The sequence below is a fragment of the Streptomyces durhamensis genome, assembly GCF_000725475.1.
GTDB classification, from domain to species: Bacteria; Actinomycetota; Actinomycetes; order Streptomycetales; family Streptomycetaceae; genus Streptomyces; species Streptomyces filipinensis.
Window position 1 is genome coordinate 107,082 of sequence record NZ_JNXR01000008.1, and the last position, 20,572, is coordinate 127,653.

Below are 20,572 nucleotides of genomic sequence, written 5' to 3' on the forward strand. Positions count from 1 at the left end.
CGCTCAGTCCTCGTCGGGGAGGATCATGTGCAGGGCCCAGGAGACGACCGAGATGATCAGGCCGCCGAGCACGGCCGTCCAGAACCCTTCCACGTGGAAGCTCAGGTCGAGCTTGCCGCACACCCAGGAGGTCAACAGCAGCATCAACGCGTTGACCACCAGGGTGATCAGGCCCAGGGTCAGGATGAACAACGGGAAGGTGAGCACCTTCACGACCGGCTTGACCAGCCAGTTCACCAGGCCGAAGATCAGTGCGACGACGATCAGTGTGCCGGCCTTCGCCGCCGTGCTGTGACCGGTGAGAGTGATCTTGTCCAGCAGCCACACGGCGACGGCGAGGGCGCCCGCGTTCGCGATTGTCTTGACTACAAAATTCTTCATGTGTCTGATCGTGGCAGACCAGATCGGATCCGAGCAGTGAGGCGAGGGCGACAGCGGCGATGAAGGCATTCCGGCTGGACGAACTGGAGGCGGAGCGCGCCGCCAACGAGGGGGCCTACCTTCAGTTCCTGCGGGAGCGGAACATGTCCGTCGGCCTGTACGCCCTCAACGCGGGCGAGCACGACCCGCAGAAGCCGCACAGCCAGGACGAGGTGTACTTCGTCGTGAGCGGCCGGGCGTCGATCACGGTCGGGCTGGAGACGACCGAGGTGGCGCGCGGCAGCGTGGTGTACGTGCCGGCCGGGGTCGCCCACAAGTTCCACCACATCAGCGAGGACCTGAGGGTTCTCGTCGTCTTCTCTCCACCCGAGGCGTGAGCCGGGATCTCGGGGTTCCCTAGGGGACGGGTCAGGGGAGGACAAGGGACGCCACGCCCCCGCGCGACCCCTGGCCGGCCCTAGCATCGAGTGCAGAACGACAACGCTGTACCAAGACCACAGACGTACGAGATGCAAAGGACGAGGGCGATGCGAGAGATCTTCGCGGGACTGCCGTGGTGGGTGAAGTGGGTCGCGGTGCCGATCATCGCCCTGGTCGTGTTCGGCGGTCTGATAGCGACCGTGGTCGGGTTCGTGATCGGCCTGCTCTTCAAGGCCCTGGTCTTCGTGGCCCTGGTCGGCGGACTCATCTACATCGTGCGCAAGTTCATGTCGAGCTCCTCGTCCCGCAGCGACTGGTGACGGACGCGGGAACTGGTGACCGCGCACGGGATCACCGGTTCCCGGCAAGGCGCTCACCGGTTTCCCTCGGGGGAGGGAAGTTTGCCCGGGAGACCGTCTGTCCGCGGTGGCGGACGGTTAAAGTCCGGAACTCCCGCGGGGACCTGCCCCGCGGGCGGCGCAGATCCCCTCCGTGCTCCACCTCCGCACGGGCTGCGCCTCGCGCTCCGGGAGTGACCCCTTGGCCACGGTTGACACCGCACCGGCAGAACCGCACGCACCCCCCACCCCACCGCACAGCTGCGTACCCCCCGCCCAGCGGCCGCCGGCCGTCGGGGTCCCCGAACAACCGCACCCCGCCGACGCCCCGGGCCCGCCGCATCGCACCGGTGCCGCCGGCCCGCCCCGCTGCGCCGACGCCTCCGGCCCACCGGCCGCCGCGACGCTCATCGGCTCCGTCCAGCGCGCCATGCGCCTGCTGGAGACCGTCGCCACACACGCCTACGGCGCCCCCGCCAAACAACTCGCCCGCGAGACCGGCCTCGCCCTCCCGACGACGTACCACCTGCTGCGCACCCTGGTGCACGAGGGCTATCTGCGCCGTGAGAAAGGGCTGTTCTTCCTCGGGGAGGCGGCTGAGCGGCTGGGCAGCAGCGGAGCGCAGCAGAAACGTCGCAGCGCGGTGGCCGACACGCTCGCGCACTGGCGCGATTCCATCGGCGTGCCGGTGTACTACGCGATGTACCGGGACGGCGAGATCGACGTCATGTGCGTCTCCGACTCGCCCGGGGCGCCGGCGGTCGAGGAGTGGGCGGACTTCCGCGAGACCGGCCATGCGCACGCCATCGGGCAGTGTCTGCTCTCCCAGCTGGACGAGGACGCCCGCCGTGACCATCTCGCCCGCTATCCCGTGCAGTCCCTCACGCCGTACACCGTGCATGACAACGATGCCCTGTTGCGGCGGCTGGCGCGGATGCCGCGTATGGAGCCGGTGGTGGAGCGTCAGGAGTACGCGCTCGGGACGGTCTGCGCGGCGGTCCCGATCACGGTCGGCACGACCGTGGCCACGATGGCGATGTCGTTGCCGGCCGATCAGGCCGACCGGCTGTTGCCCGCGGCCCGGCGGCTGCAGGCGGAGATCGGGCGGCACCTGGGGACACTCACCCTCTCTATCAGTATCTGAAAACTTACTCCTTGTGATCTCTCGTGTACGTTCAGCAAGATTTGACCACGGTTACAGGGGATCAAACCCGGCCAGTCGATGTCATATGACGGGATAGGCGATGCGCGAGTCCGTACAGGCAGAGGTCATGATGAGCTTTCTCGTGTCGGAGGAACTCTCCTTCCGCATCCCGGTGGAGTTGCGCTACGAGACCTGCGATCCCTATGCCGTGCGGCTCACCTTTCATCTGCCCGGTGATGCTCCGGTGACATGGGCGTTCGGACGCGAACTGCTGATCGACGGCGTGGGCCGGCCGTGCGGCGAGGGGGATGTGCACATCGCCCCCGTCAACGCGGAGGTGCTGGGCGAGGTGCTGATCCGGCTTCAGGTCGGCTGTGACCAGGCCCTGTTCCGTTCCTCCACGCCTCCGCTCGTGGCCTTCCTGGACCGTACGGACAAGCTCGTGCCCCTGGGGCAGGAGGGTGCCCTGGCCGAGTTCGACGCCCATCTGGACGAGGCCCTGGACCGCATCCTGGCCGAGGAGCAGAGCGCGGGCTGAAGCGTTACGGCACGGGGCGCCGGGCGATCCACCGCGCCGCTCGACCGCGTGAACCCATGCAGGAACGCTTCTGCATGGGGGGCGGCCGATGGCCTGAGACGAAGTCCGGCCGGTTCGCCGCCTACGGTGCCCGCTCCGGCCGGGCTCACCGCTTCCGGCGCCGGCCTCGGCCGCCGCGTGCCGGGACGGGCTGTGTCCCTGCGGGGACGTCCGGGCCGGTGCGGTCGGCCGAGACCACCAGGGCGGCGAGGGCGGTGGTGACCGGTACCGAGGCGACGAGGCCGATCGAGCCCACCAGCGTGCGCACGATCTCCTCGGCCACCAACTCGCTGTTGGCCACGGTCCCGACGCTGCTCTGTGCGATGGAGAACAGCAGCAGCAACGGCAGTGCGGCACCGGCATAGGCGAGGACGAGGGTGTTGACCACGGAGGCGATGTGGTCGCGGCCGATTCGGATCCCGGCCCGGTACAGTCCGCGCCAGCCCATCGACGGATTGGCCTCGTGCAGCTCCCAGACGGCCGACGTCTGCGTCACGGTCACATCGTCGAGGACACCGAGCGAGCCGATGATGACACCGGCCAGCAGCAGACCGCTCATGTCGATCGACGGATACAGGCCGTGGATCAGGCCGGTGTTGTCGTCCGTGTTGCCGGTCAGGGCGGCCCAGCCGATGAAGAGGGAGCCGAGCGCACCGATCAGCGACAGGGAGATCAGTGTGCCGAGCACCGCCACTGACGTCCGCGCCGACAGGCCGTGGCACATGTACAGGGCGATCAGCATGATGGCGCTCGATCCGACCACTGCCACGAGCAGCGGGTTCGAACCCTGGAGGATCGCGGGCAGGATGAACAGGGTCAGCACGAGGAAGCTCACGGCCAGTGCGACGAGCGCCATGACACCGCGCAGCCTGCCGACCACCACCACGGCGAGCGCGAAGATCCCCGCGAGCAGCGCCATGGGGAACTGCCGGTTCACGTCGGCGACCGAGTACTGCAGGTCCTTCGGTGCCGAGGGCTCGTAGGCGACCACGACCTTCTCGCCCTGGTGCAGCTGCCGCGTCTGGTCCGGTTGCACGATCTCGGTGAAGGTGCGACCCGTGTCCTTGCCGGTGTCGACCCGCACGGTCGCCTTCTTGCAGGTTCCCTTCGCCCCTTGTTGCGCCGACGTGCCCTCGGCGGTGGAGGCGTTGCCGGCCGACGTGCCACCGGAGGCGTTCACCGACGTGCAGCTCACCTCGACGACCCTGCTGACCGTGGCTTGTTGGGTCTCCCGGTCGAAACCGACACCGGTGCGCTTGTGGGGCGGGGCTCCTCCGGGCCAGAGCACCACCAGGCCCACGACGACCGCCGCGGTGAACGGAACCAGGATCGCGGCGATGACCTTGCGCAGGTGCCGGGAGACGGGAGCAGCGGGACCGTGGCTGTGGCTGTGGCTGTGGCTGTGGCTCTGGCTGTGGCCGTGCGCGCGACGGTGACCGCGGCCGTGGTCATGGCCGTCGTCCGCGCCGGATTCCCGCTCGGAGCCCTGGCCAGAGCCCTCTTGATGGCGAGGCTCGTGGGGCTGATACGGGTACTGCTCCATCCTGGTCACCGCCCGATCATCGCAAGAACGGTGGGGGCCCACTGTTCACCGCGCCACATATGACGCTAGCGTGGAGGCACCTTTGCACACGCGGGAGCTCGGAGCACCGGGCTGAGAGGGCGCTGATCTCCGTACAGGCGATGTTTCACGTGGAACAGGCGATGTTCCCCGGGAAACGCCGGCAGACGGAAACCGCTGCGTCGACCGCCGAACCTGTTACCGGGTAATGCCGGCGTAGGGAGTAGGTCTCATGACCAACAAGGACGCACGCACGCCTGCCTCTGTTCAGGACGACACGTCCCCGGAGGCCGGGAAGTCCATCGGCTGGCACAAGGCGTACGTCGAGGGTTCGCGCCCTGACCTGCGCGTGCCGGTCCGCCAGGTGCACCTCACCAACGGGCAGTCGGTCACGCTGTACGACACGTCGGGCCCGTACACCGATCCACTCGTCGATACCGATGTCCGCAGGGGCCTGCCGCCGTTGCGGGAGAACTGGATCATCGCCCGCGGCGACACCGAGGAGTACGCGGGCCGTCCCGTCCGTCCCGAGGACGACGGGATCAAGCACACCTCGCCGCGCGGCGGGCTGCGCAACCTGGATGCGGTCTTCCCCGGCCGCCCCCGCCAGCCGCGCCGCGGACGGGACGGGCAGCCGGTGACGCAGCTCGCCTACGCGCGCCGCGGTGAGATCACGCCCGAGATGGAGTACGTGGCCGTCCGGGAGAACGTTTCCCCCGAAGTGGTCCGTGAGGAGATCGCGGCGGGCCGGGCGGTGCTGCCGGCCAACGTCAACCACCCGGAGATCGAGCCGATGATCATCGGCAAGCGTTTCCTGGTGAAGGTCAACGCCAACATCGGCAACTCGGCGGTGACCTCCTCCATCGAGGAGGAGGTGGAGAAGATGACCTGGGCGACCCGCTGGGGCGCCGACACGGTCATGGACCTCTCCACCGGCCGCAACATCCACACGACGCGCGAGTGGGTGCTGCGCAACTCCCCCGTCCCCATCGGTACGGTGCCGCTCTACCAGGCCCTGGAGAAGGTCGACGGCAAGGCCGAGGAACTGACCTGGGAGATCTACAAGGACACCGTCATCGAGCAGGCCGAGCAGGGCGTGGACTACATGACCGTCCACGCGGGCGTGCGCCTGCCGTACGTCCCGCTCACCGCCAACCGCAAGACCGGAATCGTCTCGCGCGGCGGCTCCATCATGGCGGCGTGGTGCCTGGCGCACCACAAGGAGTCGTTCCTGTACGAGAACTTCGAGGAACTGTGCGAGATCCTCGCCGCCTACGACGTCACGTACTCGCTGGGCGACGGTCTCAGGCCGGGTTCGATCGCGGACGCCAACGACGAGGCACAGTTCGCGGAATTGCGAACTCTTGGGGAACTCAACCAGATCGCCAAGCGTTTCCATGTTCAGACCATGATCGAGGGCCCGGGACATGTCCCGATGCACAAGATCAAGGAGAACATCGACCTTCAGCAGGAGATCTGTGATGAAGCCCCGTTCTATACGCTCGGCCCGCTGACCACGGACATCGCGCCGGCGTACGACCACATCACCTCCGGCATCGGTGCCGCGATGATCGCCTGGTGGGGCACGGCGATGCTCTGCTACGTCACGCCCAAGGAGCACCTCGGCCTGCCCAACCGGGACGACGTGAAGACCGGCGTCATCACCTACAAGATCGCCGCGCACGCGGCCGATCTCGCCAAGGGGCACCCGGGCGCCCAGGAGTGGGACGACGCGCTGTCCGACGCCCGCTTCGAGTTCCGGTGGGAGGACCAGTTCAACCTCGCTCTGGATCCGGACACGGCACGGGAGTTCCACGACGAGACCCTGCCCGCCGAGCCCGCCAAGACGGCCCACTTCTGCTCCATGTGCGGGCCGAAGTTCTGCAGCATGAAGATCTCGCAGGACATCCGCCGGGAACACGGCGGCAGTCGGGCCGAGGTCGAGGAGGGCATGGCCCAGAAGTCGAAGGAGTTCGCGGCCAGCGGCAACCGGGTGTACCTGCCGATCGCCGACTGAGACGAGAGCGCGACTCGCCGCGCCGGTACGCCGCCTGGGGCGGCCGGTGCGGTCGAGAGACGGCGGGGACGCGGCTGACCGGGGTGGTGACGCCACGCCGGTTGGCCGCTCGGTCCGCCCGGTCGGCCCCTGTGGTCCGGGACCGCGAGCCGGGTGCTTCGGGTGCGGGTGGGGGTCAGTCGGGCTGGTGCTCGGGGCCGCCGAAGTCCGGGCTCGTGTAGTCCGGGCTGCTGAAGCTCCGGCGGCCGGACTCGGTGCCGTCGTCGGGGCTGCTGAAGCCGGGGCGGTCGTACCCCAGGCGGGGCATACGGCCGCTCGGGGCGGGCGGCGTCGTGCGCTGCAGTGCCGTATGGCCCGGCTCGGCGAGCGCCTCGCGCAGGAACGGCACGATGCCGCGCTCCAGCAGGGCGTCCCGCCAGGCCTCTCTGGCCCTGTCCAGCTCCCGGTGCGCCGCGTCCAGTGCCTGGGCCTGTGGCGAGCTGCCGTTGCGCAGGGCGGTGAGGAGCAGTCCGACGGCGGCGACGAGGATCGCGGCCGCGGTCACCGCGCCGAACACCCAGCCCGCGGTGAGCATGGTCTGGCCGAAGGCCTGCCCGGGGCTGAGCGTCTTCAGGATGTAGCCGACGAGGAGGAAGATCGCAGCGGCGGTTCCGGAAAGGACGGGAGCCAGTACGGCGATGACCGCGACGGCACCCGCACCGGTGCTCTCGGCGGTCTCACCGAAGGCGGTGACGAGCCCCGTCGTGGCCGAACCGGGGTCCAGCGGAGCGGAGTCCCCGGTGGCCACCGGGGACATCGCCGGGTGGCGCAGTTCCTGGCGGACCTTCACGTAGTGCTGGTATTCGGCCGTGGCGGCGGCCGTGATCAGGGCGCTGGCGTTGAGTGCCATGGTGCGCAGTTGTTCGGGATTGAGGCGCTGGCCGACTGCGGCCAGTTCCGGGCGGTGTGGTGCGGAACGCAGCGCCTCATCGAGGAGCCGCTCGAATTCCTGGCGGTCCTCGCTCTGCAGGTGCTGCGGAACGCTGTTCATGTGCATCCCCCGATGCTCCGTAGGGCTTGGGGCTCGCACGCCGGCGAGCCGTCGGGCAGAAACGGAGGGGAGCCTGCTACGGATAAGCCGATGGTAGAGCCGTGACGGCGCACGGTGACAGGGGGTTGCCAGAAATTGCCCTTCGGGCGCGTACTCCGCCGGGTCACGCCTGCCCGTGGAAGGGTCAGGTAGTCAGGGGGAGTTGCCGGACCAGTAGCTTTCCGGCCATGGTCACGCCGCCGTCCATCGCGATGGCGAGCCCGTCGGCGTAGACGTGCGGTCCCTCCACTGCCGGGCCGGTGCCCTCGTCGTCGTCCTCGGAGCCGACCTCGCCGAGGAGGTAGGGAATCGGACTGTGGCCGTGAACGATGCGGGTGCCGCCGTACGTATCGAGGAGGGAGCGCACGGCGTCGGCGCCCCCCTCGTCGCGGAAGGAGAAGCGCTTGGTGAACTTGCGGAACAGGTCCCAGCACTCGTCCGCGTCATTACGGGTGAGGGTCTCGCGGACGGTGTCGTTGACCGCCTCGATGGAGTCGCCGTAGTCGAGGTAGGCGGTGGTGTCCGAGTGGACGAGCAGATAGCCGTCGACCTCCTCGACGGCGTCGAGGCGGGCCATCCACTGCAGATGGTGGTCCTGGAGGCGGTCCATGTCGGTCTTCTGGCCACCGTTGAGCAGCCAGGCCGCCTGGAAGGTGGCGGTGCCCGCGCCCGAGTTGACGGGCGTGTCGCCGAACCGCTTGGCGCCGAGCAGCAGCAGCTCGTGGTTGCCCATGAGCGCCTTGCAGTAGCCGCCGGCCGCCGCGGCCTCGGCGGACAGCCGCATCACGAGGTCGATGACGCCGATGCCGTCGGGCCCGCGGTCGGTGAAGTCGCCGAGGAACCACAGCCGGGCGGTGCCGGCGCACCACTGGCCCGAGGCGTCGATCAGTCCCTGCTCCTGCAGGGCGGTCACCAGTTCGTCGAGGTACCCGTGGACGTCTCCGACGACGAACAGCGGTCCGGGCCCGGTCGCGGACTGTGGTGCGGGGGCCGCGGGTGCCGGCTCGACGGGGACCTGGAGCGTCTCCGACCGCTTGATGACGGGAAGGTCGCGCTGCGTGGGCGTGTAGCCGTCGGGGTACGCCTCGTCGGCGGGGGGCACGGTGTCGCCCGGATGGGCGGTGCGGACGTACGGACCGGTCTCGTGGACGTACGCCGGCACCCGGAAGTCGCGCAGCGTCGCCGTCCGCTCCACTTCGGGTCCCTGACCGGCCCCCTGAGTCATCAGACCCCTCCACCATCGCGCCGCATCTGCACCGCTTCGGACTGCCTGGTCGCAGCGGTCCACGGTGTCGTGGGCCCATCATAGGAATGCGCGTCGCGCCGTGTGATGACCCAGGGGTGGTGAATCGGAACAAGACTCCAGTTCACTGCGGCTTTCGCCCCGTTTGGGCAGGTGTTCGGCCGACTCCGCGCCGACCGAACCCGCGGCTCGCCGGTCGCCGAGCCGTCCTGCCCCCTCCACCGGCTGAGGTTTGTGCGGGGTGAGCACCCCGCTTTCCGGGGTTATTTGCCGTCCGGTGACCGCGGCGGGCTGACCGTCGTGCGCGGTGGGCGCCGCTGGGAGGAGGTGCGCACGATCAGCTCGGTCGGTATGACCTGCTCGACCGGCTGGTTGGAGTCCACGCCCTCGATGGCGTCGATGAGGAGCTGGACCACCGCGGTGCCGATGCGGCGGGGTTTCAGGGAGAGTGTGGTGATGGGCGGCTCGGTGCCGGCGTACCCCATGGACTCGCTGCAGCACACGAGGAGCAGGTCGTCGGGGACGCGGAGCCCGTAGCGGCGGGCGGCGGCCAGCAGGTCCGTGCCGTTGGGGTCGAACAGTCCGTAGACCGCGTCGGGCCGGTCGGGGCGGGCGAGCAGCCGGTCGGCGGCGACGGCACCCGCGCACGGGTCGTGGGCCGGGTAGGCCTCGTAGACCGGGTCCTGGCCGACGCGCTCGCACCAGTGCAGGTACGCGGTGGTCGACAGGTGGGTGTACGTGTCCGTCGTCGTGCCGGTGAGCAGGCCGATGCGGCGGGCGCCGGCGTCGGCGAGGTGGTCGAGGATGCCGAGGACGGCGGCCTCGTGGTCGTTGTCCACCCAGGCCGTGACCGGGAGCGATCCGGCCGGGCGCCCGTCGGAGACGACGGGCAGGCCCTGCCGGACCAGCTCGCTGACCACCGGATCCTGGTCGGAGGGGTCGATGACGACCGTGCCGTCCAGAGCGACGTTGGACCACACGTCGTGGCGGGAGGTCGCGGGCAGGATGACGAGGGCGTAGCCGCGGGCGAGCGCGGCCGAGGTGGCGGCCCGGGCCATCTCGGCGAAGTACGCGAACTCGGTGAAGGTGAAAGGTTCATCCCCGTACGTCGTCACGGTCAGGCCGATCAGACCCGACTTGCCGGTACGGAGGGTGCGGGCGGCGGCCGAGGGCCGGTATCCCAGCCGGTCTGCGACCTCGCGGACATGGCGCCGGGTGGCATCCGGGAGCCGCCCCTTGCCGTTGAGGGCGTCGGACACGGTCGTGATGGAGACGCCGGCGGCGGCGGCCACGTCTCTGATGCCCGCCCGGCCCGGCCGACTGCCTCGACGTGAGGTTTCCGCGCGGCTCACCTGGTGCTTCCCTGCTGCTGTCATGGCGAGCCGATAGTAGGGCTCATACGGTGGGGTAGTGCGGACGCATATGCACGCGTTGACAGGCACGTTTCTGCATGGTCGACAGTACTCAACTACCTTGAAAGCAAAGGTAGTTAAACGATACAGCGGTAGGACGTGACTTGTTGACGCGCATGGGCCTGCCAAGTGCCCGATGTCTCGAAGAGGTCTCAACTCACCTGCACGGGGGATGCGCGCCACGGCGCGAGCCACCGGCGCATAGATATATGTATGGCGCGCCCCCTGGAACGTACGCCTTCGTACGGTGATGCCGGTGAGGGCCGCGGGGCGGATGTGGTTCGCGTATTGGCGGCCCGCACCTGTACGCACCGAGGCCGAATCCTCATAAGGTGAGGAGTATTGGAAGCCGGCGGCGTCGACGGTCCGCTGGTGATCGCGAGGAGGACTGCGGTGAGCGAGACGAGCCCCAAGCTGCGCGCCGAGCTGGAGGGGATTCCCACCTACAAGCCGGGCAAGCCCGCCGCGGCCGGCGGGCAGGTCGCCTACAAGCTGTCCTCCAACGAGAACCCCTATCCGCCGCTGCCGGGTGTGATGGAGAGCGTGACGGCGGCCGCCTGCAACTTCAACCGCTATCCGGACATGGCGTGCACGGGGCTGATGGACGAGCTGTCGGACCGGTTCGGTGTCCCGCTCTCCCACCTGGCCACCGGCACCGGTTCGGTGGGCGTCGCCCAGCAACTCATCCAGGCCACCAGTGGTCCCGGCGACGAGGTGATCTACGCCTGGCGCTCCTTCGAGGCGTACCCGATCATCACGCAGATCAGCGGTGCCCGATCGGTGCGGGTGCCGCTCACGCCCGACGAGGTGCACGACCTGGACGCGATGGCGGACGCCATCACCGACCGGACGCGTCTGATCTTCGTCTGCAACCCCAACAATCCGACCGGCACGGTGGTGCGGCGGGCCGAGCTGGAGCGGTTCCTCGACCGGGTGCCCAGCGATGTCCTGGTGGTGCTGGACGAGGCCTACCGCGAGTTCATCCGGGACCCCGAGGTGCCTGACGGGGTCGAGCTGTACCGGAACCGTCCCAACGTCTGTGTGCTGCGCACCTTCTCCAAGGCCTATGGGCTCGCCGGGCTGCGCGTCGGTTTCGCGATCGCCCATGAGCCGGTGGCAGCGGCACTGCGCAAGACGGCGGTGCCCTTCGGTGTCAGCCAGCTCGCACAGGAGGCGGCGATCGCCTCGCTGCGGGCCGAGGACGAGTTGCTCGGCCGGGTCGGCTCGCTGGTGTGCGAGCGCACGCGCGTGGTCGACGGGCTGCGTGCCCAGGGCTGGACGGTGCCGGAGACGCAGGCGAACTTCGTCTGGCTGCGGCTGGGGGAGCGTACGGTCGCGTTCGCGCAGGCTTGTGAGCAGCACGGTGTGGTCATCCGGCCGTTCCCCGGCGAGGGTGTGCGGGTGACGATCGGAGAGACCGAGGCGAACGACATCTTCCTGAAGGCGGCGGAAGGGTTCCGCAAGGAGCTGTAGGCCGGCGCCGGCTCAGTCGTTGATCAGTTCCACACGGACGGGGTCGCCGTCTCGTACGGTCGCCAGAACGCCGGCGTCCCCGTCCAGGCTGCCGAGGACATTGCACGGGCTCGCGAGGCGGCACTCGTCGCCTCGCGAGATCGGCGTGGGCCCGTACGGGAGGGCGAGCGCGTCGCCGTCGGTCCAGAAGGCCACGGTTCCCGGCTCCACGACCTGCCGGGCGTCCGTTTCACGTGAAACAGAGATTCCTGTGTCGAAATAGACCTCCTCGCCCCATGTGCAGGCGCTGGAGGTGAGCGGCAGTGCCTTGGCGAGGGCCTGTGCGGTGGGCGAGTCTACGTCGAGGCTCGCGGTGACGTTCCCTGCGGGCCATGAAATACGTATCTGCATGGCGCGCAATTCAACAAGATGTTGAAGTCGCTGCCAAGGGCTTGACGTGAAGGCGAAGGGGGGACCCCCCGTCGGTTGCCGAAAATCAGTGCGTCATAATGGCTTGTGAATGTGAACGCGTTCACAAGCGCGTCCCGATTGCCCTGTATGTGCGCGACAAGCAGGGCAAACCGCCGCTTACCACGGCGTAGTAAGGAGAGTGACGACGTGGACCTGGCTCTGGCGCCGGAGACACTGGCGCGCTGGCAGTTCGGCATCACCACCGTCTACCACTTCCTGTTCGTCCCGCTGACCATCTCCCTGGCCGCCCTCACGGCCGGGCTGCAGACGGCCTGGGTGCGCACGGAGAAGGAGAAGTACCTCAGGGCGACGAAGTTCTGGGGCAAGCTCTTCCTGATCAACATCGCCATGGGCGTGGTCACCGGCATCGTGCAGGAGTTCCAGTTCGGCATGAACTGGTCCGACTACTCGCGCTTCGTCGGGGACATCTTCGGAGCGCCGCTCGCCTTCGAGGCGCTGATCGCGTTCTTCTTCGAGTCCACCTTCATCGGCCTGTGGATCTTCGGCTGGGACAAGCTCCCCAAGAAGATCCATCTGGCCTGCATATGGATGGTCTCGATCGGCACGATCCTGTCGGCGTACTTCATCCTCGCCGCCAACTCCTGGATGCAGCACCCGGTCGGCTACAAGATCGACAAGGTGAAGGGGCGCGCCGAGCTGACCGACTTCTGGGCCGTACTGACCCAGAACACCGCACTCAGCCAGGCCTTCCACACCCTGTCCGCGGCCTTCCTGACCGGTGGCGCCTTCATGGTGGGTATCGCCGCCTACCACCTGGCCCGCAAGAAGCACATCCGTGAGATGAAGACCTCGCTGCGGCTGGGCCTGATCACGGTGGTCATCGCCGGTCTGCTCACCGCGATCAGCGGGGACACCCTCGGCAAGGTCATGTTCAAGCAGCAGCCGATGAAGATGGCGGCTGCTGAGGCGCTGTGGGACGGTCAGAAGCCGGCGCCGTTCTCGATCTTCGCCTACGGCGATGTGGAGAAGAGCCACAACACCGTCGCGATCGAGATCCCGGGCCTGCTGTCCTTCCTCGCCAACGACGACTTCACCTCGTACGTCCCCGGCATCAACGACGTCAACAAGGCCGAGCAGCAAAAGTTCGGCCCCGGCGACTACCGGCCCAACATCCCGGTCGCCTTCTGGGGCTTCCGCTGGATGATCGGCTTCGGCATGGCGTCCTTCGCCATCGGCCTGGCCGGGCTGTGGCTGACCCGCAAGAAGTTCATGCTGCCGCAGCATCTGCGGGTCGGCGAGGACGAGGTGCCGCATCTGGTGCTGTTCAAGAACCAGGCACTCAGCCCGAAACTGACGCCCTGGTACTGGCGCATCGCGACCTGGACCCTGGCCTTCCCGCTGATCGCCAACTCCTGGGGCTGGATCTTCACCGAGATGGGCCGCCAACCGTGGGTCGTCTACGGCGTCCTGCAGACCCGGCACGCGGTCTCCCCCGGTGTCTCCCAGGGCGAGGTCCTCACCTCGATGATCGTCTTCACGACGCTGTACGCGATCCTCGCCGTGGTCGAGGTCAAACTGCTCGCGAAGTACGTCAAGGCCGGCCCGCCCGAGCTGACCGAGGCCGACCTCAACCCGCCCACGAAGATCGGCGGCGACACCCGTGACGCCGACAAGCCGATGGCCTTCTCGTACTAGGCGGAGGGAACCGTCATGGAACTTCACGACGTCTGGTTCGTCCTGATCGCCGTCCTGTGGACCGGCTACTTCTTCCTGGAGGGCTTCGACTTCGGGGTCGGCATCCTCACCAAACTGCTGGCCCGCAACCGGCCCGAGCGCCGGGTGCTGATCAACACCATCGGGCCCGTCTGGGACGGCAACGAGGTGTGGCTGCTCACGGCCGGCGGTGCCACCTTTGCCGCGTTCCCGGAGTGGTACGCCACCCTCTTCTCCGGCTTCTACCTGCCGTTGCTGGTCATCCTCGTCTGCCTCATCGTCCGAGGTGTCGCCTTCGAGTACCGGGCGAAGCGCCCCGAGGAGAACTGGCAGCGCAACTGGGAGACCGCGATCTTCTGGACTTCGCTGATCCCGGCGTTCCTGTGGGGCGTGGCCTTCGGGAACATCGTGTGGGGCGTGAAGATCGACCAGCGCTTCGAGTACGTCGGCAGCGTCTGGGACCTGTTCACCCCCTACGCTCTGCTCGGCGGTCTGGTGACGCTCACGCTGTTCACCTTCCACGGAGCGGTCTTCACCGCGCTCAAGACCGTCGGGGACATCCGTGGGCGGGCACGGAAGCTGGCCCTGTGGGTCGGCCTCGTCACGACCGTCGTGGCACTCGGCTTCCTGCTGTGGACACAGGACCACAGCGGGAACGACAAGAGCCTGGTGGCCCTCGTCGTGGCCGTCGCCGCGCTCATGGCCGCGCTGGTGGCCAACCAGTTCGGGCGCGAGGGATGGGCGTTCGCGCTGTCCGGCGTCACCATCGTGGCTGCCGTGGCGATGCTGTTCCTGTCGCTCTTCCCGAATGTCATGCCGTCCACGCTCAACGGGGACTGGAGCCTGACGGTCACCAACGCCTCGTCGAGCCGGTACACCCTGAAGATCATGACGTGGCTGGCAGCCATCGCCACCCCCCTGGTGCTGCTCTACCAGAGCTGGACGTACTGGGTGTTCCGCAAGCGGATCGGCACGCAGCACCTCGCTCCCGACGCTGCGGCCGGCGCCGCACACTGAGTCCGCCGAGGGTGTGTTTCACGTGAAACACACCCTCTGGACCGAAGGGCACGTTTCACGTGAAACCAATCGATCCCCGTCTCCTGCGCTACGCCCGCGCCACCCGGCTCTTCCTGGTGGCAGTCGTCGGCCTGGGAGCCGTCGGCGCGGGGCTGGTCATCGCCCAGGCGATGCTCATCGCCGAGGTCGTCGTCGGAGCGTTCCAGCAGGGGGAGTCCGTCGCCGGACTGCGTACTCCCCTGCTCCTGTTGGCGGCCGTGGCTGTGGGGCGGTCGATGGTCGCGTGGCTCACCGAACTCGCCGCCCACCGGGCGAGCGCGGCGGTGAAGTCCGAACTGCGGGGACGGCTTCTCGACCGGGCGGCGGCACTCGGTCCCGGGTGGCTGGCCGGGCAGCGCACCGGTTCGCTGGTCACGCTGGCCACGCGCGGGGCCGACGCCCTTGACGACTATTTCTCGCGCTATCTGCCTCAGTTGGGGCTCGCCGTGGTCGTGCCGGTGGCGGTGCTGGCGCGGATCGTCACCGAGGACTGGGTGTCGGCGGCGATCATCGTCGGCACCCTGCCGCTCATCCCGCTCTTCATGATGCTGATCGGCTGGGCCACCCAGTCCCGGATGGACCGCCAGTGGCGGCTGCTGTCGCGGCTGTCCGGGCACTTCCTGGATGTGGTCGCCGGGCTGCCTACGCTGAAGGTCTTCGGGCGGGCCAAGGCGCAGGCCGAGTCCATCCGGCGGATCACCGGCGAGTACCGCCAGGCCACCCTGCGGACGCTGCGGATCGCCTTTCTCTCCTCCTTCGCGCTGGAGTTGCTCGCCACGCTGTCGGTGGCACTGGTCGCGGTGACGATCGGGATGCGGCTCGTGCACGGCGACATGGATCTGTACATCGGCCTGGTGATCCTGGTGCTGGCGCCCGAGGCGTACCTTCCGTTGCGTCAGGTCGGCGCGCAGTACCACGCGGCGGCCGAGGGACTTGCCGCGGCAGAGGAGATCTTCAGCGTGCTGGAGACACCGGTGCCGGCGTCGGGTACCGGCGCGGTGCCTGCGGGTGCGATGGCCTTCGAGGGGGTCACCGTGCGCTACCCAGGTCGTTCCGTGGACGCGGTGACGGACGTGTCGTTCTCCGTCGAGCCCGGTGAGACGGTCGCGTTGGTGGGGCCGAGCGGAGCGGGCAAGTCGACGTTGCTGAATGTGCTGCTCGGGTTCGTCCAGCCCAGCGAGGGGCGGGTGCGGGTCGGGCAGGCGGATCTCGCGGACCTCGACCTGGAGGAGTGGCGGTCGCGGATCGCGTGGGTGCCGCAGCGGCCGCATCTGTATGCCGGGAGCATCGCGGAGAACGTGCGGTTGGCCCGGCCCGACGCGGACGATCGTGCCGTGCGCCGGGCGCTGCGGGACGCGGGCGCGCTGGAGTTCGTGGACGCGCTGCCCGACGGGGTCGAGACCGTGCTCGGGGAGGACGGGGCCGGGCTTTCGGCGGGGCAGCGGCAGCGGTTGGCCCTTGCGCGGGCCTTTCTCACGGACCGGCCTGTGCTGTTGCTGGACGAGCCGACGGCCGCGCTGGACGGGCGGACCGAGGCGGACGTCGTGGCGGCGGTGCGGAGGCTGGCCGCTGGGCGGACGGTGCTGCTTGTCGTGCATCGGCCGGCGTTGCTGTCGGTGGCGGATCGGGTGGTGCGGCTGGAGGGTGCGGAGGCTGTGACGCACCCGTGCGGCGCTGAGGATTCCATGGACCTTCGCCCCCTGGACCCCCGCGCTGAGCTGGACGGTGGCGGCACGGGGCTGAGCCCGGTGGGAGAGCAATCGGCTGGAACACGGCTCGGCGGGATGGAAAGTGAGCCTTCGGTCTCCGGGCTCGGCGGGATGGAAAGTGAGCCCTCGGTCTCCGGACTCGGTGGCGGGCTGGGAAGTGGGTTTTCCGGGTCCCGGGCCGGTCGGGTGGCGGACAGCTCAGTGGAGCGGTCCCGGCGCGTGCTTGCGCGGGTGCGGGGGCTTGCCGGGCCCCAGCGGGGGCGGCTGGGGCTCGCCCTGGTGCTGGGGAGCCTGGCCCTCGGCAGCGCGGTGGGGCTGATGGCGACCTCCGGGTGGCTCATCTCGAGGGCCTCGCAGCAGCCGCCGGTGCTGTATCTGATGGTGGCCGTGACGGCTACGCGGGCGTTCGGGATCGGGCGGGCCGTGTTCCGGTACGCCGAGCGGCTGGTGTCGCACGACGCCGTGCTGCGGATGCTGGCCGACACCCGGGTCGCCGTGTACCGGCGGCTGGAGCGGCTCGCACCCGCGGGCCTGCGCACCGCCCGGCGGGGCGATCTGCTCACCCGGCTGGTCGCGGACGTGGACGAGCTCCAGGACTACTGGCTGCGCTGGCTGCTGCCCGCGTCGGTGGCCGTGGCCGTCTCCGCCGCTTCCGTCGGCTTCACTGCCTGGCTGCTGCCCGAGGCCGGTGCCGCCCTCGCGGCGGGCCTCGTGGCGGCCGGAGTCGGCGTCCCGCTCGTCACCGCGACCGTGGCCCGGCGGAGCGAGCGGCGACTGGCCCCCGCCCGGGGCGCCCTCGCCACCCGCGTCACCGACCTGCTCACCGGCACCGCGGAGCTGACCGTCGCCGGTGCGCTGCCCGCTCGTACGGACGCGGCCCGGCGAGCCGACGGCACCCTCACCCGGATCGCCTCGCGCGCCGCCGCGGTGACGGCGCTCGGCGACGGGCTCACCGCGCTGGTCTCCGGCCTGACGGTCACGGCGACCGCGCTGCTCGGCGCCCAGGCGGTGGCCGCGGACCGGCTCCACGGCGTGGCGATGGCCGTGCTCGTCCTCACTCCGCTGGCCGCCTTCGAGGCCGTACAGGGGCTGCCGCTCGCCGTGCGCCACCGACAGCGGGTGTGCCGGAGCGCGGAGCGTGTGCACGAGGTGCTCGATGCCCCCGAGCCCGTGTGCGAGCCCGAGCGGCCCCGGCAGGCGCCCGCGTCGCCGTTCCCGCTGGTGGTCAAGGGACTGGTCGCGCGGTACGAGGGGCAGCGGCAAGAGGCGCTGGACGGCTTCGACCTCACCCTCGAAAGGGGGCGGCGGATCGCGGTGGTCGGGGCGTCCGGTTCCGGCAAGACGACTCTCGCCCAGGCGCTGCTGCGCTTCCTCGACCCGCGGGAGGGTTCGTACACGCTCGCCGGTGTGGACGCCTACGCGCTGGCCGGCGACGACGTACGGCGGTTCGTCGGACTGTGTGCGCAGGACGCGCATCTCTTCGACAGCTCGGTACGCGAGAACCTGCTGCTGGCCAGGAAGGACGCCACCGAGGCCGACCTGCGCCAGGCGCTGGACCGGGCCCGGCTGCTGGACTGGGTGGACGGGCTGCCCGACGGAATGGACACGCTCGTCGGCGAGCACGGAGCGCGGCTGTCCGGTGGTCAGCGGCAGCGGCTGGCGCTGGCCCGCGTCCTGCTGGCCGACTTCCCCGTGCTGGTCCTCGACGAGCCCGCCGAGCATCTGGACCTGCCGACGGCCGACGCGCTGACCGCCGATCTGCTGGCCGTCACACAGGGCCGTACGACGCTGCTGATCACGCACCGGCTCGCCGGTCTGGAGGCCGTGGACGAGGTGATCGTCCTCGACGCGGGCCGGGTGGTGCAGCGGGGTACGTACACGGAGCTTCTCGCGGCGGACGGGCCGCTGCGGGAGCTGGCCCGGCGGGAGAGGGAGGCGGAGTCGCTGGTCGGGGCGAGGTGACCGGCTCCGGTGGGGTGACCGGCACCCCGGCCCGGTACCGGCGCGTGGCCGCTCGCCCGGCCCCTCAGGTTCGGGCGCACCGCCGCTCCCGCCGTGCCGGTGGCCGGTGCGGTCAGGAGCCTTCTGCCAGCAGTTGCTCGATGACGATCGCGACGCCGTCCTCGTTGTTGGCGACCGTACGGCCCGACGCGGCGGCGATGACGTCCGGGTGGGCGTTGCCCATCGCGTAGGAGTGGCCGGCCCAGGTCAGCATCTCGACGTCGTTGGGCATGTCACCGAAGGCGACGACCTCCTCGTGCGAGATACCGCGCTCGGCGCAGCACAGCGCGAGCGTGCTGGCCTTGGAGACGTCGGGGCCGCTCAGTTCCAGCAGGGCGCTGGGGCTGGACCGGGTGACGTTGGCACGGTCCCCGATCGCGAGCCGGGCGAGGGTGAGGAAGGCGTCCGGGTCGAGGTCCGGGTGGTAGGCCAGGATCTTGAGGACGGGCTGGTCGGCGTCCGGGCCGTCGGGGGCGAGGAGTTGCTCGGCCGGCAGGAGGTTGTCCGGTATCTCCAGGTGCAGCTTGGGGTAGTTCGGCTCCTGGTGGAAGCCGTACGTCTGCTCGACCGCGAACACCGTGCCGGGTGCCGCCTCGCGCAGCAGCCGTACGGCGTCCAGGGCGTTCTCGCGGGCCAGTTCACGCACCTTCACGAAGCGGTGGGCGCCGGGACCGCCGTGCAGGTCGACCACGGCGGCGCCGTTGCCGCAGATCGCCAGGCCGTGGCCGTGAACGTGGTCGCTGACGACGTTCATCCAGCGGGCGGGGCGGCCGGTGACGAAGAAGACCTCGATGCCCGCCTCCTCCGCGGCGGCCAACGCGGCGACCGTGCGCGGTGAGACGGACTTGTCGTCCCGCAGCAGCGTTCCGTCGAGGTCGGTGGCGATCAGCCGCGGCCGTACGGCGGCGGACGGGGTCCCGGGCTGTCTGGTCGCTGAGGTCACCCGGCCATTCTCGCGCATATGCCAGCACGGTCGTGCGGGACTGCGCACAGATGAGACACAGATGACGCTCAACGCCCGCCGTCGCGGGCGCTGCTCAGCGGAGGAACCCTCAGCCGAGGCACCCGGCAGCTCCCTCGTCCGTCAGCTCGGGCGCGGCGTCAGCCCAGCTGGGCCAGGACTTCCATCGCGATCTGCTCGAAGACCTTCTCGTCCGCGGCGAAGTCGGAGTCCGGGATGGGCCAGTGGATCACGAGTTCGGTGAAACCCAGCTCCTGGTGGCGGCCGGCGAAGTCCACGAAGGCGTCCAGGGACTGAAGCGGCCGGGCACGGTCCGGGGTGAAGCCCGTGAGCAGGATCTTCTCCAGGCCGGCCATGTCCCGCCCGGCGTCCGCGCAGGCGTCGGACAGCTTGGCGATCTGCCCGCGCAGGGCCGCCACCGACTGCTCCGGGGTGCCGGACTCGTACAGCTTGGGGTCGCCGGTGGTCACCCAGGCCTGCCCGTGCCGTGCGGCGAGCCGGAGGCCGCGCGGGCCGGTGGCCGCCACCGCGAACGGCAGCCGGGGCCGCTGCACACAGCCGGGGATGTTCCGCGCCTCGTGCGCCGAGTAGAAGCGTCCCTCCTGGGTCACCGCGTCCTCGGTGAGCAACCGGTCCAGCAGCGGCACGAACTCGGCGAGCCGGTCCGCGCGCTCACGTGCACTCCACGGCTCCTCGCCGCTGTTCAACAGGGCCGTCGCGTCGAAACCGGTGCCGCCGGCGCCGATGCCCAGGGTGATCCGGCCGCCGGAGATGTCGTCGAGGGAGATCAGCTCCTTGGCGAGGGTCACCGGGTGCCGGAAGTTCGGTGAGGTCACCAGCGTGCCGAGGCGCAGCCGCTCGGTCACACCGGCGGCGGCGGTCAGCGTCGGGACCGCGCCGAACCAGGGCCCGTCACGGAAGCTGCGCCAGGACAGGTGGTCGTAGGTGTACGCGGTGTGGAAGCCGAGCTGCTCGGCCCGCACCCAGGCCGAACGACCGCCTTCGTTCCAGCGGCGGTAGGGCAGGATCACGGTGCTCAGGCGCAGACTCATGCGTTCGAGGGTAAGCGGCCCCGTCGGGAACGGA

General features: G+C 69.7%; 17 protein-coding genes. 9 read left to right on the forward strand and 8 right to left on the reverse strand.

Features of this window, described 5'->3' with window-relative positions; genetic code table 11:
• Positions 1 to 3: 3 nt before the first annotated feature.
• Positions 4 to 381, reverse strand: coding sequence for a phage holin family protein (locus IO33_RS0114025; protein WP_031164406.1), 378 nt, complete (start codon positions 379 to 381; stop codon positions 4 to 6).
• A gap of 59 nt (positions 382 to 440) precedes the next feature.
• Here IO33_RS0114025 and IO33_RS0114030 point away from each other — a divergent pair, with 59 nt between their 5' ends.
• The 4 genes from IO33_RS0114030 (at position 441) to IO33_RS0114045 (ending at position 2,821) form a co-directional block, all read left to right on the forward strand.
• A complete protein-coding gene (locus tag IO33_RS0114030; RefSeq protein ID WP_031164408.1) occupies positions 441 to 758 on the forward strand; it encodes a cupin domain-containing protein in 318 nt (105 codons plus the stop codon).
• A gap of 150 nt (positions 759 to 908) precedes the next feature.
• Entirely contained in the window at positions 909 to 1,121 is a 213-nt protein-coding gene (locus IO33_RS0114035) for a DUF5326 family protein (RefSeq protein WP_031164411.1), read from the forward strand.
• Between the two features lie 220 nt (positions 1,122 to 1,341).
• Positions 1,342 to 2,283: an IclR family transcriptional regulator gene (locus IO33_RS0114040; RefSeq protein WP_280921794.1), complete on the forward strand. Its 942-nt coding sequence runs from the start codon at positions 1,342 to 1,344 to the stop codon at positions 2,281 to 2,283.
• Between the two features lie 100 nt (positions 2,284 to 2,383).
• On the forward strand, positions 2,384 to 2,821 hold the full coding sequence (locus IO33_RS0114045) for an SsgA family sporulation/cell division regulator (protein WP_031164416.1): 438 nt from the start codon (positions 2,384 to 2,386) through the stop codon (positions 2,819 to 2,821).
• A 145-nt stretch (positions 2,822 to 2,966) separates the two neighbouring features.
• Here the strand turns inward: IO33_RS0114045 and IO33_RS0114050 are convergent, their stop codons facing one another.
• Positions 2,967 to 4,403 carry a YibE/F family protein gene (locus tag IO33_RS0114050; RefSeq protein ID WP_037685391.1) on the reverse strand — a complete coding sequence of 479 codons (1,437 nt, stop codon included), beginning with the start codon at positions 4,401 to 4,403 and terminating at the stop codon, positions 2,967 to 2,969.
• A 250-nt stretch (positions 4,404 to 4,653) separates the two neighbouring features.
• Here IO33_RS0114050 and thiC point away from each other — a divergent pair, with 250 nt between their 5' ends.
• Positions 4,654 to 6,438, forward strand: coding sequence for a phosphomethylpyrimidine synthase ThiC (thiC, locus tag IO33_RS0114060; protein WP_031164420.1), 1,785 nt, complete (start codon positions 4,654 to 4,656; stop codon positions 6,436 to 6,438).
• A gap of 175 nt (positions 6,439 to 6,613) precedes the next feature.
• On the opposite strand, the gene IO33_RS0114065 is transcribed toward thiC, so the two are convergent.
• The 3 genes from IO33_RS0114065 to IO33_RS0114075 form a co-directional block, all read right to left on the reverse strand.
• Positions 6,614 to 7,474 carry a membrane protein gene (locus tag IO33_RS0114065; RefSeq protein WP_031164422.1) on the reverse strand — a complete coding sequence of 287 codons (861 nt, stop codon included), beginning with the start codon at positions 7,472 to 7,474 and terminating at the stop codon, positions 6,614 to 6,616.
• Positions 7,475 to 7,652: 178 nt separating this feature from the next.
• The gene (locus tag IO33_RS0114070; RefSeq protein ID WP_031164424.1) at positions 7,653 to 8,732 is read right to left on the reverse strand and encodes a metallophosphoesterase; all 1,080 of its coding nucleotides are present in this window, start codon (positions 8,730 to 8,732) and stop codon (positions 7,653 to 7,655) included.
• 281 nt (positions 8,733 to 9,013) lie between these two features.
• A complete protein-coding gene (locus IO33_RS0114075; RefSeq protein WP_078963612.1) occupies positions 9,014 to 10,126 on the reverse strand; it encodes a LacI family DNA-binding transcriptional regulator in 1,113 nt (370 codons plus the stop codon).
• A gap of 429 nt (positions 10,127 to 10,555) precedes the next feature.
• Here IO33_RS0114075 and hisC point away from each other — a divergent pair, with 429 nt between their 5' ends.
• On the forward strand, positions 10,556 to 11,635 hold the full coding sequence (gene hisC / locus IO33_RS0114080; RefSeq protein ID WP_031164428.1) for a histidinol-phosphate transaminase: 1,080 nt from the start codon (positions 10,556 to 10,558) through the stop codon (positions 11,633 to 11,635).
• Positions 11,636 to 11,647: 12 nt separating this feature from the next.
• Here hisC and IO33_RS0114085 read toward each other — a convergent pair whose 3' ends face one another.
• The gene (locus IO33_RS0114085; RefSeq protein WP_031164430.1) at positions 11,648 to 12,025 is read right to left on the reverse strand and encodes a cyclophilin-like fold protein; all 378 of its coding nucleotides are present in this window, start codon (positions 12,023 to 12,025) and stop codon (positions 11,648 to 11,650) included.
• A 207-nt stretch (positions 12,026 to 12,232) separates the two neighbouring features.
• On the opposite strand from IO33_RS0114085, the gene IO33_RS0114090 reads away from it, so the two are divergent.
• Genes IO33_RS0114090 through cydD form a run of 3 tightly spaced genes read left to right on the forward strand, consistent with a single transcriptional unit; the run spans position 12,233 to position 18,486 of the window.
• Complete coding sequence (locus tag IO33_RS0114090; RefSeq protein ID WP_031164432.1) at positions 12,233 to 13,741, forward strand: cytochrome ubiquinol oxidase subunit I; 1,509 nt, start codon at positions 12,233 to 12,235, stop codon at positions 13,739 to 13,741.
• Positions 13,742 to 13,756: 15 nt separating this feature from the next.
• On the forward strand, positions 13,757 to 14,776 hold the full coding sequence (cydB, locus tag IO33_RS0114095; protein ID WP_031164434.1) for a cytochrome d ubiquinol oxidase subunit II: 1,020 nt from the start codon (positions 13,757 to 13,759) through the stop codon (positions 14,774 to 14,776).
• A 59-nt stretch (positions 14,777 to 14,835) separates the two neighbouring features.
• Entirely contained in the window at positions 14,836 to 18,486 is a 3,651-nt protein-coding gene (gene cydD / locus IO33_RS0114100) for a thiol reductant ABC exporter subunit CydD (RefSeq protein WP_031164436.1), read from the forward strand.
• 112 nt (positions 18,487 to 18,598) lie between these two features.
• On the opposite strand, the gene IO33_RS0114105 is transcribed toward cydD, so the two are convergent.
• The gene (locus tag IO33_RS0114105; protein WP_031164438.1) at positions 18,599 to 19,486 is read right to left on the reverse strand and encodes a Cof-type HAD-IIB family hydrolase; all 888 of its coding nucleotides are present in this window, start codon (positions 19,484 to 19,486) and stop codon (positions 18,599 to 18,601) included.
• 140 nt (positions 19,487 to 19,626) lie between these two features.
• Positions 19,627 to 20,538, reverse strand: a complete 912-nt coding sequence (locus tag IO33_RS0114110) for an LLM class flavin-dependent oxidoreductase (RefSeq protein ID WP_031164440.1) — start codon at positions 20,536 to 20,538, stop codon at positions 19,627 to 19,629.
• Between the last annotated feature and the right edge of the window lie 34 nt (positions 20,539 to 20,572).

Bases quoted from the DNA above. Each gene is read 5' to 3' on its own strand.
- IO33_RS0114025 (WP_031164406.1), bottom strand. From the start codon at position 381: ATGAAGAATTTTGTAGTCAAGACAATCGCGAACGCGGGCGCCCTCGCC.
- IO33_RS0114030 (WP_031164408.1), top strand. From the start codon at position 441: ATGAAGGCATTCCGGCTGGACGAACTGGAGGCGGAGCGCGCCGCCAAC.
- IO33_RS0114035 (WP_031164411.1), top strand. From the start codon at position 909: ATGCGAGAGATCTTCGCGGGACTGCCGTGGTGGGTGAAGTGGGTCGCG.
- IO33_RS0114045 (WP_031164416.1), top strand. From the start codon at position 2,384: ATGCGCGAGTCCGTACAGGCAGAGGTCATGATGAGCTTTCTCGTGTCG.
- IO33_RS0114050 (WP_037685391.1), bottom strand. From the start codon at position 4,403: ATGGAGCAGTACCCGTATCAGCCCCACGAGCCTCGCCATCAAGAGGGC.
- thiC (WP_031164420.1), top strand. From the start codon at position 4,654: ATGACCAACAAGGACGCACGCACGCCTGCCTCTGTTCAGGACGACACG.
- IO33_RS0114065 (WP_031164422.1), bottom strand. From the start codon at position 7,474: ATGCACATGAACAGCGTTCCGCAGCACCTGCAGAGCGAGGACCGCCAG.
- IO33_RS0114070 (WP_031164424.1), bottom strand. From the start codon at position 8,732: ATGACTCAGGGGGCCGGTCAGGGACCCGAAGTGGAGCGGACGGCGACG.
- IO33_RS0114075 (WP_078963612.1), bottom strand. From the start codon at position 10,126: ATGACAGCAGCAGGGAAGCACCAGGTGAGCCGCGCGGAAACCTCACGT.
- IO33_RS0114085 (WP_031164430.1), bottom strand. From the start codon at position 12,025: ATGCAGATACGTATTTCATGGCCCGCAGGGAACGTCACCGCGAGCCTC.
- cydB (WP_031164434.1), top strand. From the start codon at position 13,757: ATGGAACTTCACGACGTCTGGTTCGTCCTGATCGCCGTCCTGTGGACC.
- IO33_RS0114105 (WP_031164438.1), bottom strand. From the start codon at position 19,486: ATGCGCGAGAATGGCCGGGTGACCTCAGCGACCAGACAGCCCGGGACC.
- IO33_RS0114110 (WP_031164440.1), bottom strand. From the start codon at position 20,538: ATGAGTCTGCGCCTGAGCACCGTGATCCTGCCCTACCGCCGCTGGAAC.